Origin of the sequence: Lysinibacillus sp. NPDC056220 (assembly GCF_049315265.1) — a bacterium.
GTDB lineage: Bacteria > Bacillota > Bacilli > Bacillales_A > Planococcaceae > Lysinibacillus > Lysinibacillus pinottii.
Genome location: NZ_JBMOXD010000003.1, coordinates 508,071 through 522,097 on the forward strand (window position 1 = coordinate 508,071; position 14,027 = coordinate 522,097).

The following is a 14,027-nucleotide window of genomic DNA, read 5'->3' on the forward strand; positions in this document are numbered from 1 at the left end:
AAAACCTCCTATTGTAAATGATGTAGCGTACCAATCTCTTGGATTACCCATTGCTGTCCCTGACCTTCAATCACAGTGACGCTTGTCCCATGAATATATGGAGCTGACCAAAGCTCACCAATATTGCGCTGTAAAATGGCATTAATCATACATTTAATCGTCACTGCATGGGAAACGATCAAAATATGCTCATCTCGGTGCTGCTCCGCTATCTTTTTCAATGTATACATTGCTCTTTCTGTGACAGCACCAAAGCTTTCCGTATGGGTTGCCATAAATTGAGCTGGGTACTTCGTATAGAGCTCATAATCTAGCCCATCTGTCAGCAAAATATCCTCAATTTTCTTACCTTGCCAATTCCCTAAACAGATTTCCCGCAAATTATCCTCATAGTAAACTGGTAATTGGCGTTGAACCGTTAAAATATCCATCGTTTCCTTCGCACGACCACTTGAACTACTGTAAGCTGCCGCAAATGGGATTGACTGTAGTTGCTGCTGTAATCTCGCAGCCGCTTCTCTGCCATTGTCGGTTAGCGGAGAGTCCAACCACCCTTGTAGTCTCTGCTCCTGATTCCATTGTGTTTCCCCATGTCTTACTAGATAAAAAGTTGTCACTTTTCTCTCCCCTTATTTGCGTTAAACCACGCCTGCAGACAATTATGTAAATATGTCATGGCCGCAATATCTTTAATCCCAATACGGAACCATTCGCCCTGTAATCCTTTAAAGTTTTTCGTATGACGCAGGACAACTCCCTGTGCTAAACAATACGTAAAAAAGGCGTCCGCCTGCTGCTCCTTTGGCAATGAAAAACACACATAATTTGTCACACTATTTGTGACACGACAGCCGTTTTCTTGTAAAAAACGATGCAACTGCTCCCTTTGCGTTGTCGCATAGGCAATTGCCTGCTGACTATAATGCTGCTCATCCAAACAGCCTGCACCAATAACGAGTGCAAAGGCATTTAAATTCCAATGTGGGAGCATGTCCTTTAGCTCGTTTACGATGGAGGTATGAGCAACTAAATAGCCTAGGCGCAAGCCAGGTATTGCATACATTTTAGTCATCGAACGCACCACAAGGACATGTGAATTTTCCACACTTTCGTGAATGAGGGAATTCGCCTCATCAACCCAATCCATAAAAGCTTCATCGATGACAAGCTCACATTTGACAGCTCGACCATGCTCCAATAAGTCTAGTATAGCTTCCTTCTTTGGCAATACACCTGTTGGATTATTCGGTGTACAAATATAGAGTGCGTCTGCCTCCACCATTTCTTGTTTAAGCCGTTCCATTGGCAACGTATATTGGATAAAGTCCGTCACCAAAATCGGAATAATAATAGCCCCTGCAGCTCGCAATGTTCGCTCATATTCTGAAAAAGTAGGATGTACAACGATGACGCGCTTTTGAGCATAACGCCTCGCAATAATACTAAAGAGCTCTGACGCCCCGTTGCCTAGTAAAACCATGTCCTTCTTCACTTGATGAAAAGCAGCGACCTTTGTTAGAAAAGGCTCTCCATCCGGATCTGGATAGCGTTGAATGAGCGGGTAAAATGTACGCCAACGTGCTTCGACAAAGGATGGTGGTCCTGCCGCATTGACATTTTCACTAAAATCATATACCTCTTCAGGCATCGTTAAACCTAATTGCTGATAAACATTTTGCGGATTTGCTCCGTGATTAGGTAATAGCATAAATGAACACCTCCACTGCTAACATGACAAGCGTAAAGAGCACCATGGCAATACGCATTTGAATAATAGATGCCATTATATGTTCCTTTGTTAGAGGAACTAATTTTTCTCCCATAATCGCACGTTGAGAAACAACGCCTTGATAGGTATTTTTTCCGCCTAGTTGTACGCCAAGCTGTACTGCCGTTGCGGCCTCTAAATAACCACTATTAGGACTTGGATGCTTTTTAGCGTCTTGCGCCCACCGCTTTAATCGTTGTCCAAATGAGTAACTCGTTTCATTTTTTGTACCTAGCACCATAAGAAAGCCAGTGATACGACTTGGAATAAAATTCAGGACATCATCAAGTTTGGCCGAAAACATGCCAAAATCTTTGAATGTTTCGTTTTTATAGCCGACCATGGAATCTAACGTATTGACAGCCTTATAGCCCCATAAACCGATAGCCCCAAATAAAAAGGCATAAAATAGTGGGGCGGTCACCCCATCACTTGTATTTTCCGAAACGGTCTCTACAACACCACGTACAATTTCATCTTCTCCCAGCTTTTCGGTATCACGCCCAACAATCCAAGATAATTTGACCCGTGCTTCCGCAAAATCACCTTTTACAAGGGGCTCATAAACTGCCAGTGCTGCCTCCTTCAAGCTACGCTGCGCCAGCCCAATGCCAATTAAAAGTCCTTCCACCAAAATGCCAAAAATTAAGCTTACCTGATAGCTGAGTAGTAAAATAAGTGTGACCACAAACATCGTTGTCCCTACAACTGCCAGTGCCATCACCGTACCACGCAGTTTCCGCCACTTGCCTCGATTCCACAAAGCTGTTTGTGATTGAATCAGCTTGCCAATCCATCGCACGGGATGCGGAAGCTTCGGAGGGTCTCCTACTAAAACATCGAAAATTATCCCTATGATACAGGCAATCACTATGGCAATCATAACGCCTTCTCCTCTTTATCTTTTTTGTATTTCCGAATAGCCGCACGCATCGTTTCATAGACACCATAGCCAATAACCTTACCTAGCATTGTGATAGGTCCAGCATATTGATGGTAGTCTCCTTCTTCAGTAGAAGCAATGAGTAAGCTATCAGTAGATGTACCCGTTGCTTGCGTGCCAGTGGTAGGATCAGTTATGCCTTCATCCGTTAACGCTTTCACCTTCGCCTCTGTTGTTGAAATCATAGCCTGAAATAACGCTTCATCAGATAATTTTCCGTTAATAAGCACCCATGTATTAATTGTTCCTGCATGGTACTGCTCCTCACGATGGAAAGCACGTGTAATATCCACGGCATTGCCCAGACCAGCAGTAATCATAATGACTAGATGAATGCCTTCATATGTAAAATCACGAATGGTCGCAAATTTAGCTTGGACAGCCGTCATCATCGCCACCGTGTTATCGATTGGAAAACCATGTGCTTGCAAAAAATGTTGTAAATCACGATGGGGCTGTCGATCATCATAAGTAATGGGCACAGTTCGATTCATCAGATGAGTAAAATAACCAAAGCCTGGATTATGCATGGCCGAGGATACAACCTTCATAGGTGAAACAGCTTGAAGTGCTACATATTGGTCTAAAATTTGAATATGATCCTTTGAAAGTATGGGCATTCCCTTGCCTCCTGACGATAAATAAATGACGAACATAAAAAAACAAATTCTTACAAAGAAGAATTTGTACTGTCGATTCTTTATTAAAATTTGAACCTTCTGAACGTTTGTACAGACTAACAACTTCATAATACTCAAATTATTTATTTTCTTTGAAATTGTATCATAAGTTTGCCTATTGCTACAATTCCATTTTGACGTGTTGTTACTGCTTTTGCTTGAGATTTTTAAAGCGAATCACAGAACCAATAATGATAAAGACCCAACCAATCGCTATGTAAACCACTTTCATTGTTTTTGTCGATGACGGTAAAATATCCATAATCGTTAAACAGACAAAAAGTATCCCAACAATCGAAAAAAGCATACCAATCGTTAAATTCTTCACGAAAAACCCTCCCAACTATGTACGCCCTCGATTTTACCGTATTCTTAGCAAAAAGAAAACACTAATCCAAGTAAGAATCCTTGGATTAGTGATAATTGTGTCATTAAGCTTTCGCATGGGCAAAAAATTCTTCGTATAACGCCTGTAAAATGCGGTTTTCATATTCCTGAAGTACACCAAAAACGAGACTTACTTCAGAAGAGCCTTGATTGATCATTTCAATGTTTGCACCAGTTCTTGAAATCGCAGTAGCTGCACGGGCAGCTAACCCTGTATTATGGCGCATGCCTTCGCCAACAATCACAATCATCGAAAAACCATGACGCATTTCTACATACTCAGCATGTAGCTCTTCTTTCACTCGACTAATAATACGCTCTTCATTATCTGGTGATATCTGATTCGAACGCATAATGACTGAAATATCGTCTAAGCCAGAAGGTGTGTGTTCATAAGAAATATTCTCATCTTCTAAAATTTGTAGTAGCTTTCGTCCAAAGCCTACTTCACGATTCATCAAATATTTAGAAACATATAAAGTTGAAAAACCACTGTCTGCCGAGATACCTGTAACGGGACGACCTGTTGCAGGACGACTTGGTACGATACGAGTACCTGGGGCTGATGGATTATTTGTATTTTTTATGTTAACGGGCACCCCAATCTTGTAGACAGGCATTAATGCTTCATCATGGAACACTGAAAAGCCTGCATATGATAATTCGCGCATTTCGCGATACGTAATTTCTTTAATTTCCACTGGATCATTGACAACCTTCGGATTCGCAGAGAACACACAATCCACATCCGTAAAGTTTTCATATAACTCCGCTTCAACAGCTGCTGCTAAAATGGAGCCAGTAATATCAGAGCCTCCGCGGTCAAATGTTCGCAATACGCCCGCTTTAGTGTAACCGAAGAACCCTGGGAACACAATAATTTCTTTTGTGTCTTTTAAAGGCGCTAAATTAGCATACGCTTCGGGTAAAGCAAATGTTCTTTCTGGCAAATCATTGACCACTAAACCATCCTTAGGACTTACATAGCGTGCGGGCATTCCAATGGCATTAAAATAAGCGGCAATAAGCTTAGCGTTATTATCTTCACCAGCTGCTTTAATGCTATCGATGAATAATTCCACGTTCGTTTTGTCACCTTGTACACGTTCACGTAAATCTTCCGCAATCACGTCACAAATGGCATCATCTAGCCCTAAGCCATCTGCAATTGCTCGAAAACGATCGACTACAATTTGCAATTTGTCTTCGGTATCTTCATGTTGTAACGCGGCAGTTGCTAATTGTATTAATAGATCGGTTACTTTTATATCGTCACCAGATCGTTTGCCTGGTGCTGAAACGGCAACGATTTTACGTGCCGAATTAGATTTCACAATGTTTGCCACTTTTTGAATTTGTTCTGCGTTTGCTACAGATGTTCCACCAAATTTACACACGATCATATCTATCAAATCCTAACTTTTTCAAATTAATTGTATTCCTCCAAAAAACAATTGACTGTACACAGTGTACAAATTATCAATTCCTACGTCAATACAATTTAAAAAATTCGCGCAATTTACTGAGAAATATGGACAATTTTCGTACTGTTTGATTTATTATACGGATTTCGTATGAAATAGTTAAGGTTTTTATGAATTTTTTTTCGTGACGTTCACAGATTCGTGAAATTTACCGTTTTGACTTTCTTCTATATAATGAGGAAAACGCTTACTCCCCACTATGATATGCACAAGTATCCTCGTTGTTTGTGCTAATTTGCAGGCGAAAGGAGGGTTTTGAGTAGGAGGTTATAAGTGGTTTATCATCTTCCTATTGACCTAGAAGATGGCTTGTTCACTTTTTTGCGGATATGTAAAATTCCTTCATGACCAAGCTTGAACAAGGGAATATCTTTTATATCTCCCCCATCCATACAAAAAAACTAGGATCACATATTTTTAGTGAAACCTAGTTTTTCCTAGCTATTCATTTAAATCGCAGTCCAGCCACCATCAATGACTAGTTCTGCACCTGTCATAAAGCGCGATTCGTCAGAGGCAAGGAAGACCACACCGTAGGCTACATCCTCAGGTGCACCAAAGTATGGCAGTTGTGTATAGGTTTTATAGAAAGGCAATGCGCCACCTTCCTCCATCGTTGGCGCTGTCATAGGCGTAACGATAATGCCAGGATGAACAGAATTTACACGAATATGATCTTTCCCATACTCGACTGCAGCTGATTTAGATAACACTCGAAGTGCTCCTTTTGCTGCAGTATAAGGGCTTGTCCCTGCCATTCCGACGATTCCACCAATGGAAGAAATATTGACGATAGAACCGCCACCAGCCTTTTGCATTTCTGGAATCACATATTTCATACCAATGACACAGCCATTCAAATTAATGTCCATCACTTTATTCCATTCGTCCATTTCCATGTTGGCGATCGTTTTTGGTGATGAAATTCCTGCATTGTTGACTAGTACATCGACTTTACCATATACCTTCACCGCCTCTGCAATAACAGCCTTCCACTCGTCCTCAGAAGTTACATTATGTGAAAGAGCAATAATCTCTCCACCATTTTCTTTAATTTCTTTGACCAAGTTATTCAACGGCTCGATTTGCACATCTGTCGCAATAACCTTTGCTCCTTCTTGTGCAAATAGTTTTGCTTCAGAAGCTCCCATACCCATCGCTGCTCCTGTAATAATAGCTACTTTCCCATTTAAACGTCCCATCTATAAAACTTCCTTTCCTTTATCAATCCATTCCCACTGTGAAAATGCCCCAAGATTTTTCCAATCCTTGACATAAGCAAGAAGTCTTCATTTTGATTCAGCAGTTGTTTGGACACCCTTAAAAAAGAGCAACAAGCATATCTTTTCCGTGCGTTTGCTACTAAATGGCTGAATCAGATAAATGTATAATTCATGAACAGGTTAACAACTAGTTGTATTATCGACACGGTGTCGTTAATATAATTATAACTGTCTGTTCAAAAAGGACAAACTACACAAGAGCGATAATTGATGCATTAACAACATGGAAGTCTTTTGTGTTGTATAAACGATAAATTTAATACAAGGAGCTTGAAAATGTCGAAAAAAATGGACCCTCGCGTGATTAGAACACGCCAGCTATTGAGAGATGCGCTAGTGGAATTAATTGATGAACAAGGCTATGAGAAGATTACTGTGCAAGATATTACCCAACGGGCCACCTTGAACCGGGCCACCTTTTATTTACATTATCGTGACAAATTAGACTTACTGTATCAAAGCTCTGAGGAAATCCTACATGAATTAGTAGGTAGTATTCACCCAACGGTTGAAGAGAAGAAAGATTTCGATTTATTGCCTCATTATGATCAGCCGCATGAGACCTTTATGCATTTGTTTGAACAAATTGCGCTGAATAGTAAGCTTTACAAAGTCTACCTCACAGAAAAAGATATCCCTTATTTTTCGGCAGGCTTAAAAAAGATAATTATCGATTTTGTATCAAGTGGCATTCAATTGATGGAGCCAGATGATCAAAAATTAACCGTACCGCGTGAGATGGCTATCCGTTTTTATGCTGCCGCCTTCCTTGAAGTAATCGTCTGGTGGTTAGAAAATGATATGCCCTATACGCCAAAATTTATGGCCACTCAGTTAATGCGTATTACCATTAAGGGACCCTACTTGGATAACCCCTTTCAGCAACCTTAAAAGCTGGCATTTATGATATGCCAGCTTTTAAGGTTAATTGATATGTACAATAACTGACCAATTATACTGGATGGTCACGGTTGCACCACAGCCGTAGTAACAGCCATCCCTTAACTTTCCCACCCGATCATTCCCTCCACTTTTTTAGAAAATAGATGTAAAAGTTCTGACAAAACTACTATTCCTTTCGATGTAGTTTGTATACAAATATTCGTTGAAACAGGAATGATAGCAACCCCTTTAGTTCTATTTCTAAAGGGGGTATTTTAGCTGTACCTCAGCGTATAGGATTGTCAAAATTCCAGTTCGTATAAATGACAGCCGCGTTTACTGGGTCTGTCGTCGTATCTACCGTGAAACCGCCTATTAGATTCCCTACTCTAAATGTTGGCTCAAAAAATTGTTCTTCCTTTGGGGGTGCGGTGGGACCATCTATCCCCAATTTCGTCTCATCTGTGACCACAACTTCCATGCCGTTATCCAACGTAAAGCTCAGTCCATCCTTTCCGACTTCTGTGATTTTTCCTTCAATATTGACAACTGCTTTTGCCGCAGGAGCTGCATGATCCACTACAATTCTTTCCGTTAAATCAAGTGCAGTATCATTGTTTACATTTACTAAAGGAGCAGCTACAGCAATTACTGCACAGGCAACTAAACTTCCCACACTAATTCGTACTTTTTTCATAAATGCCCTCTTTTCTTTTTGCTCAAATTCCATCATCTCGTTTTGCATCTTTATCTTAAATTCATCGGAAGCATGAATTTGCTTCAGCACATTTTTATAAGCATTCATCAGACCTTACTCCCTTCTTCTAGTATTGTTTTCAATTTCATTCGTGCCCTTCGTAGCTTGGAGCCAATCGTGTTGCCATTCATTCCTAATAGATTAGCGATTTCTACAGTTGTATAGCCTTCATAATAATGTAAATAAACAATGACTCTCTCTTCTGGACTAAGCTCAAAAATCTCCGTAAGAACCATCTGCTCCTCTTTGGCGATAAAGGACATTTCTTCAGTAATCGGCACTGTCTTCGTCACACGGGAAGACTTAAAGTAATCCTTACATTTATTAAAAGTTACTTTGATGAGCCAAGCTTTTAAATGATCTTCATGATCAAAGGGCTTTCTCTGTTTCATAAGAGTCATAAAAACGTCTTGAACAATGTCCTCTGCCTCAGACATATTTTTTGTCTGATGCACAGCAATTCGGATTAAGGTGTCACTATATGTTTGAACAATCTCTTGAACACATAAGCCCGCAAACTTTTTCATATTTCCTATCGAGCCCCCTTCTTTTCATAATACGATTCATCTTTTAAAATTCGTGCAGTGGATTATACTTTATTATCATGAATGATTGGAGGCTGTCCTAAATGAAAAAGAAGAGTAAACTAATTCCCTCCTTAAGATCACATGTATTTTTTATGAAGTTGTAACCACTGACTTCATAAGAATTGTATGATAACTATCAAAAAGACCGACAAAATGCTTGTTCTAACAGTTATACTGAATATTAATTTATAATGATATGACAAGAGCTGGAATGATTATTAACAGGAGAATGATAGATGAAAATAGTAATTGCAGAAAAACCAGACCAAGCTGCCAAGTTAGCTGCTCCCTTTTCTTTTACTAAAAAGACAGGATATTTTGAAGTCAAAGCCAACTCATATTTCCCAAATGGAGCAATTATCACATGGGCAATTGGGCATCTATGTGAATTAAAAACACCCGAAGAATATGATTCTACATGGAAAAAGTGGAAGTTGGAAACATTACCCATTATCCCCGATCGATTTGAATATAAAGTCTCTAAATCTAAGTATAAACAATTTACTATCATCAAAAATCTAGTTAAAAGAGCAGACATTCAGGAAATTATTATCGGTGGAGATGCGGGTCGTGAAGGGGAATTAATTATTCGTACCATTTTAAGGGTATGCGGTGTAAACAAACCGATGAAGCGATTATGGATATCATCCTTAACCGAAAACTCGGTAAAAAATGGCTTCTCTAATTTACTACCTGAAGCACAAACGAAGGATATTTATTACGAAGCTTTAAGTCGTTCCTGTGCAGATTGGCTAATTGGTATTAATACGTCGAGATTATATACGGTCCTACTTAAGAAAAACGGTGTCAAAGATGTCTTTTCAATTGGCAGAGTACAAACCCCAACCCTTGCATTAATTGTTCATAGAGAACATGAAATCGCGAATTTTAAATCAGAGCCTTTTTGGGAAGTCGAAGCAGTCTTTCATTTTGCAGGTAAGATGCTAAAAGCAAAATGGCACAAAAATAATATGTCAAGAGTATTGGAAGAAAAACAAGCGATAGCCATCGCTAATTTCTGTCTACATAAAAATGTAGACATCACAAAAATAATTAAAGAGACAAAGGAATACGCACCGCCTCTTTTATTTAATTTGTCAGGGTTACAGGCTACAGCAAATAAGGCTTATAAGTTTTCACCACAAAAAACTCTTGATATTTTACAAAAGCTTTATGTAAAAGGTTTAGTTTCATACCCAAGATCTGATTCACAGTTTTTAACAAGCGAAGAAGCCAAAACACTACCAACTATATTAAACAATTTGAGCAAAATGGATAAATATAAAAACCTTCTGCCTCCCCCAATAAACTCCATTATGCATAACAAAAGATATGTAAATGAGAAAAAGGTTACGGACCACCATGCAATCATTGTGACAGAACAGATGCCTAATCTTAGTAAGCTAAGCATGGAAGAAGAGAAGATTTACGATTTAGTAGCTAGACAAGTCATTGCAGCACATTATAACCATGCCATTTTTGCTTACACCACCATTCATTCGCTTGTCGATAAACGAGCAGAGTTCATATCGAAGGGGAAGGAGCAAATCGAGGAGGGCTGGCGTAAAGTCATTTATCCAGCTAAAGATAGTTCATCTCAAGAAGAGGAAGAAATGCTTCCCCTGCTTCATGAAAATGAGCTAGGAACTGTGGCTCAAGCTAGCGTTAAACAAGGGGCAACACAGCCACCTAATAGATATTCAGAAGGTCATTTAATTACATTGATGAAAACAGCTGGTAAACATCTTGATGATGCGGAATTAGAAAAGGTTTTGTCTAAAACAGAAGGTTTAGGGACTGAAGCAACACGAGCGGGTATTATTGGTACACTCAAAGATCGACAGTACATTGAAATAAAGAAAAATCAAGTATTTGCTACGTCTAAAGGTATGCTATTAATTGAAGCGCTCGGTGAAAACAGCCTATTAACATCACCCTCCATGACGGCAAAATGGGAGCAGCGACTAGCTGAAATTGGTGAAGGACATGCTTCTCCTCAAGCATTTATGGAGCAAGTAAAAAAGCTTACCTACAAATTGATTACCGATGCACATGAACGCGAAAAAGCATGGACATTCGATCAAAAGGAAGTCGAAAAAATCAGTGCCAATAATCCTTATCAAAAGAAATATAAAAAAGAAAAAACCGTTGTCGGAAAATGTATTCTTTGTAATGGCTCTATTATAGATCATGGAACTTTTTACGGTTGTTCAAACTATAAAGCTGCAAACTGTAAATTTTCTGTGTCCAAGAAAATTCTTAGTAAAACCATTTCACAGACGAATGTAAGAAAGCTACTAGCCACTGGTGAAACAGACATGATAAAAGGGTTTAAGAAGGGACAAAAAACCTTCAATGCGCATCTTATTTGGGATAAACAAGAACATAGGGTACATTTTAAATTTCCTCAATAATAGAGCATTTAGGCGGGAAGGCACTTCAAAGGGCGATATATTTATATCGCCCTTTCTTTCCCACTACCTCAAAAGAAATATGTTAAAGCATTGCTTCCAGAGGTTATTAGCGCTAATAAACCTGCAAGCATCATCCATAGCGCATATCGGTTTTCTTCCTGTTTTCTCTTGCCTATCCAAAATAAAATGAAGCTGATGATTAATAAAACACCCCCTATTATTGCACCTGTAATAATCCCAATCATCATGCCCATTTCCTATTGCCTCCTTATCTTCTCATCAAACTATTTGTTTTAATCTAGTTTCATTGTATCTATCAGTCATCACTTTTTTCTTACTCATTCCTTACATATTCATTAAGTTATAAACACTTCTATCCGCCACCAAACTAAAAACACCTTAATAGTTACACTATCAAGGTGTGGTTCGTCAATTGACTAGCTAATGTAAATACCTGATCCATGCGCTCATCCTCTTCTACCCTTCAAAAAAAGAACATACATATCGATATGTATGTCCCTTTCCCTCTTATTTCAAATACGTATTTAATACTTGGTCCATATGTGCATTGAGCTTATTAAGATCAACTGCTGATACTGGCTGATTCACAAGCTGATATTTTTCTTTCAGCTGAATGATTCTACGGACACTGTCATTAATTTGCTGCTCTGTGATTTCCCCGTTCTTTACGGCTGCCTTCAATGCATCTATGGCCGCTGTGACATTGGCGAATTCATGGGCAATTAAAATAATATCATTACCCGCCTTCACAGAATCTACAGCAGCTTGCCCAATATTAAAATGATTCGTAATGGCCTTCATCGTCATATCGTCAGTCATTACAACCCCATCAAAGCCAAGCTGATTTCTTAAAATCCCAGTAATAATTTCCTTTGACATCGATGAAGGGTATTGTTGATCGATTTTAGGTAATAAAATATGACCGACCATAACCACATCAACGCCTTTATCAATCGCCGCTTTAAATGGAATAAGTTCTAGCTTAGTTAAATCGTCTAGACTTTTCGACACTTTGGGTAGCTCTAAGTGAGAATCTACTGATGTATCACCATGACCAGGGAAATGCTTAATGACTGGAATTACCTGCTGACTTTCTAACCCCTGCATAGTCTGAATTCCTAATTGACTAACGATATCAGGCTTATTAGAGAACGAACGATCACCAATAATCGGGTTGTTCGGATTGCTGTTCACATCCATTACAGGGGCGAAGTCTAGATTGAAGCCAAATGCCTTTAATTGTTCCCCTAATAATTGACCAATCTCATAGGAGAATTGTGATTGATTGATTTGCCCAATCTTTTGGTTCGTTGGGAAATTTTTTAACGGCCCTGGTAATCTGACTACTTTGCCCCCTTCTTGGTCAGTTCCCAAAAATAATGGTAGTCGATTAGTCCCGTTCGCTGCCATTAGATCATTCATCAGTGAGACTGTTTGCTGTGGTGTTTCAAGATTATTGGCATAAAGAATCAATCCTCCAACCTTGTAATCACGAATTAAACTCGTTGTCTCTTGCTGAAGTGATGTGCCCGAAACACCGGCAAACATCATTTGACCCAGCTTTTCATCCAATGTCATCTGGTTGATTGTCTCTGCTATATCATCCGTTATTGCTGTATAGACAGAGATGTGATGAACAGCAGGATTGGCATCACCGTCAGTCGGCTTTGGCAAAATCCACTTTAGTTGATAGTGGTCGTTAACCTGATACACTAAAATAATTTGATTGGTCTTTGTGTCCTGATAATAGCGGACCTCATCAGGCTCGCCCAATTTATTTTTAATATCTGCTAAATGAATATTCCTTATATCTGCTTTAAATGAACGGATATCGAAAGCTTTTGTACTTTGAAAGCCAATCGTTATCTCTTGTTGAAGAAAATCCTCGTATTGTCCATTAGCGGACTCCGTTACTTGCTGAGGGTCCCCCCATTGCTGATGAACCGTACGGCTATCTGACTCCCCTGCGACAAATGGCACATCAGGTACTTTTCCTTCTCCTGCTAGGTTGACAATATCCTGAATGACTACGTCAAGATTTCCGGTATCGCCGCCCTCAGTTGCATAATCGCTATGCTCCTGGACTGGGGGTGACTCCGAATTTCTAGTCGTTTGTGTGGCTGGTCGCATCTTCATACCGATAAAAAAGAGCAAACCCATTAAAACCAGCACAAGAAATAGGAGCAAGCCACGTCTTCTTTTATGCATGAAAAAACCTCCTCAATCCAACCCTAAGAATCATAAATCATTCTACCAGCTAACGTTATCATATCTAATGAATGAATACAAAGCATGTGAAATCAACAGAAACGATTCACTCTTTAGAAAATATTATCGTAAGCTAGCAAAAATACGAAGGAAAATGTTAAAATATTCTCATAAAGGGGGAGGCAAGGTATGGGAAAATTGAGTAAAAGGAATATATTGTGGATTGTACCAATCGGCATTTTAGGGGTATTTTGGTACTTCTATGGTCCACAAAAGGATATTACTGACAATGAATATATTACATATGTAAAAAACTATACTTATGAAAATAGTACAAAAACTTTAGAAAATGGCTTTGCTGCTGCCTGCGAAAATCCCTATTGGGTTTATTTTGAAACACAAAAAAGACAGGATGTAGTCGAGTTCAAAGGAGATTGCTCCGTTAATAATAAGGTTGCAAAGGTCAATGTGCAATTCCTTGTTGACAATGATAGGACAAATGTTCAATCAGGTGCAATGTTAGTGGATAGTAAAATGCAGGATGAATCGGATCGCGATCAGTTTTTGCTAGCATTAGTTAAATAATTAACATCCCCCCTCATCATTAAAACAG

The 14,027-nt window shown here is 39.2% G+C and carries 14 protein-coding genes; 3 read left to right on the top strand and 11 right to left on the bottom strand.

The window, feature by feature from the left end; all coding sequences use genetic code 11:
* Positions 1 to 8: 8 nt before the first annotated feature.
* The 7 genes from ACOZBY_RS12705 to ACOZBY_RS12735 all read right to left on the bottom strand — a co-directional run bounded on the left by ACOZBY_RS12705 (position 9) and on the right by ACOZBY_RS12735 (position 6,464).
* A complete protein-coding gene (locus ACOZBY_RS12705) occupies positions 9 to 617 on the bottom strand; it encodes a histidine phosphatase family protein (RefSeq protein WP_036166276.1) in 609 nt (202 codons plus the stop codon).
* A complete protein-coding gene (locus ACOZBY_RS12710) occupies positions 614 to 1,708 on the bottom strand; it encodes a pyridoxal phosphate-dependent aminotransferase (protein ID WP_012294083.1) in 1,095 nt (364 codons plus the stop codon). Before ACOZBY_RS12710 ends, ACOZBY_RS12705 begins: the two co-directional genes overlap by 4 nt.
* A complete protein-coding gene (gene cbiB / locus ACOZBY_RS12715; protein ID WP_031419840.1) occupies positions 1,695 to 2,651 on the bottom strand; it encodes an adenosylcobinamide-phosphate synthase CbiB in 957 nt (318 codons plus the stop codon). The genes ACOZBY_RS12710 and cbiB overlap by 14 nt, the downstream gene beginning before the upstream one ends.
* A complete protein-coding gene (locus tag ACOZBY_RS12720) occupies positions 2,648 to 3,331 on the bottom strand; it encodes an adenosylcobinamide amidohydrolase (RefSeq protein ID WP_031419839.1) in 684 nt (227 codons plus the stop codon). The genes cbiB and ACOZBY_RS12720 overlap by 4 nt, the downstream gene beginning before the upstream one ends.
* A 205-nt stretch (positions 3,332 to 3,536) precedes the next feature.
* Positions 3,537 to 3,719 carry a hypothetical protein gene (locus tag ACOZBY_RS12725; RefSeq protein ID WP_031419837.1) on the bottom strand — a complete coding sequence of 61 codons (183 nt, stop codon included), beginning with the start codon at positions 3,717 to 3,719 and terminating at the stop codon, positions 3,537 to 3,539.
* A gap of 103 nt (positions 3,720 to 3,822) precedes the next feature.
* Entirely contained in the window at positions 3,823 to 5,181 is a 1,359-nt protein-coding gene (locus ACOZBY_RS12730) for an aspartate kinase (protein WP_012294079.1), read from the bottom strand.
* 530 nt (positions 5,182 to 5,711) lie between these two features.
* Complete coding sequence (locus ACOZBY_RS12735) at positions 5,712 to 6,464, bottom strand: SDR family NAD(P)-dependent oxidoreductase (RefSeq protein WP_036215700.1); 753 nt, start codon at positions 6,462 to 6,464, stop codon at positions 5,712 to 5,714.
* A 357-nt stretch (positions 6,465 to 6,821) separates the two neighbouring features.
* On the opposite strand from ACOZBY_RS12735, the gene ACOZBY_RS12740 reads away from it, so the two are divergent.
* On the top strand, positions 6,822 to 7,436 hold the full coding sequence (locus tag ACOZBY_RS12740) for a TetR/AcrR family transcriptional regulator (protein WP_012294077.1): 615 nt from the start codon (positions 6,822 to 6,824) through the stop codon (positions 7,434 to 7,436).
* A 277-nt stretch (positions 7,437 to 7,713) separates the two neighbouring features.
* On the opposite strand, the gene ACOZBY_RS12745 is transcribed toward ACOZBY_RS12740, so the two are convergent.
* Positions 7,714 to 8,232 carry a hypothetical protein gene (locus ACOZBY_RS12745; protein ID WP_198696008.1) on the bottom strand — a complete coding sequence of 173 codons (519 nt, stop codon included), beginning with the start codon at positions 8,230 to 8,232 and terminating at the stop codon, positions 7,714 to 7,716.
* Positions 8,232 to 8,711 (bottom strand): RNA polymerase sigma factor, encoded by a 480-nt coding sequence (locus ACOZBY_RS12750; protein ID WP_031419832.1) that lies wholly within the window; start codon positions 8,709 to 8,711, stop codon positions 8,232 to 8,234. Before ACOZBY_RS12750 ends, ACOZBY_RS12745 begins: the two co-directional genes overlap by 1 nt.
* Before the next feature lie 296 nt (positions 8,712 to 9,007).
* Between ACOZBY_RS12750 and ACOZBY_RS12755 the strand changes: the two genes are divergently transcribed.
* Entirely contained in the window at positions 9,008 to 11,185 is a 2,178-nt protein-coding gene (locus tag ACOZBY_RS12755) for a DNA topoisomerase III (protein ID WP_099805227.1), read from the top strand.
* Positions 11,186 to 11,253: 68 nt separating this feature from the next.
* Here ACOZBY_RS12755 and ACOZBY_RS12760 read toward each other — a convergent pair whose 3' ends face one another.
* Positions 11,254 to 11,439 (bottom strand): hypothetical protein, encoded by a 186-nt coding sequence (locus tag ACOZBY_RS12760; RefSeq protein WP_036166283.1) that lies wholly within the window; start codon positions 11,437 to 11,439, stop codon positions 11,254 to 11,256.
* A 274-nt stretch (positions 11,440 to 11,713) separates the two neighbouring features.
* The gene (gene nagZ / locus ACOZBY_RS12765; RefSeq protein ID WP_099805228.1) at positions 11,714 to 13,414 is read right to left on the bottom strand and encodes a beta-N-acetylhexosaminidase; all 1,701 of its coding nucleotides are present in this window, start codon (positions 13,412 to 13,414) and stop codon (positions 11,714 to 11,716) included.
* A gap of 189 nt (positions 13,415 to 13,603) precedes the next feature.
* Between nagZ and ACOZBY_RS12770 the strand changes: the two genes are divergently transcribed.
* Positions 13,604 to 13,999: a hypothetical protein gene (locus ACOZBY_RS12770; protein ID WP_012294071.1), complete on the top strand. Its 396-nt coding sequence runs from the start codon at positions 13,604 to 13,606 to the stop codon at positions 13,997 to 13,999.
* Positions 14,000 to 14,027 lie beyond the last annotated feature (28 nt).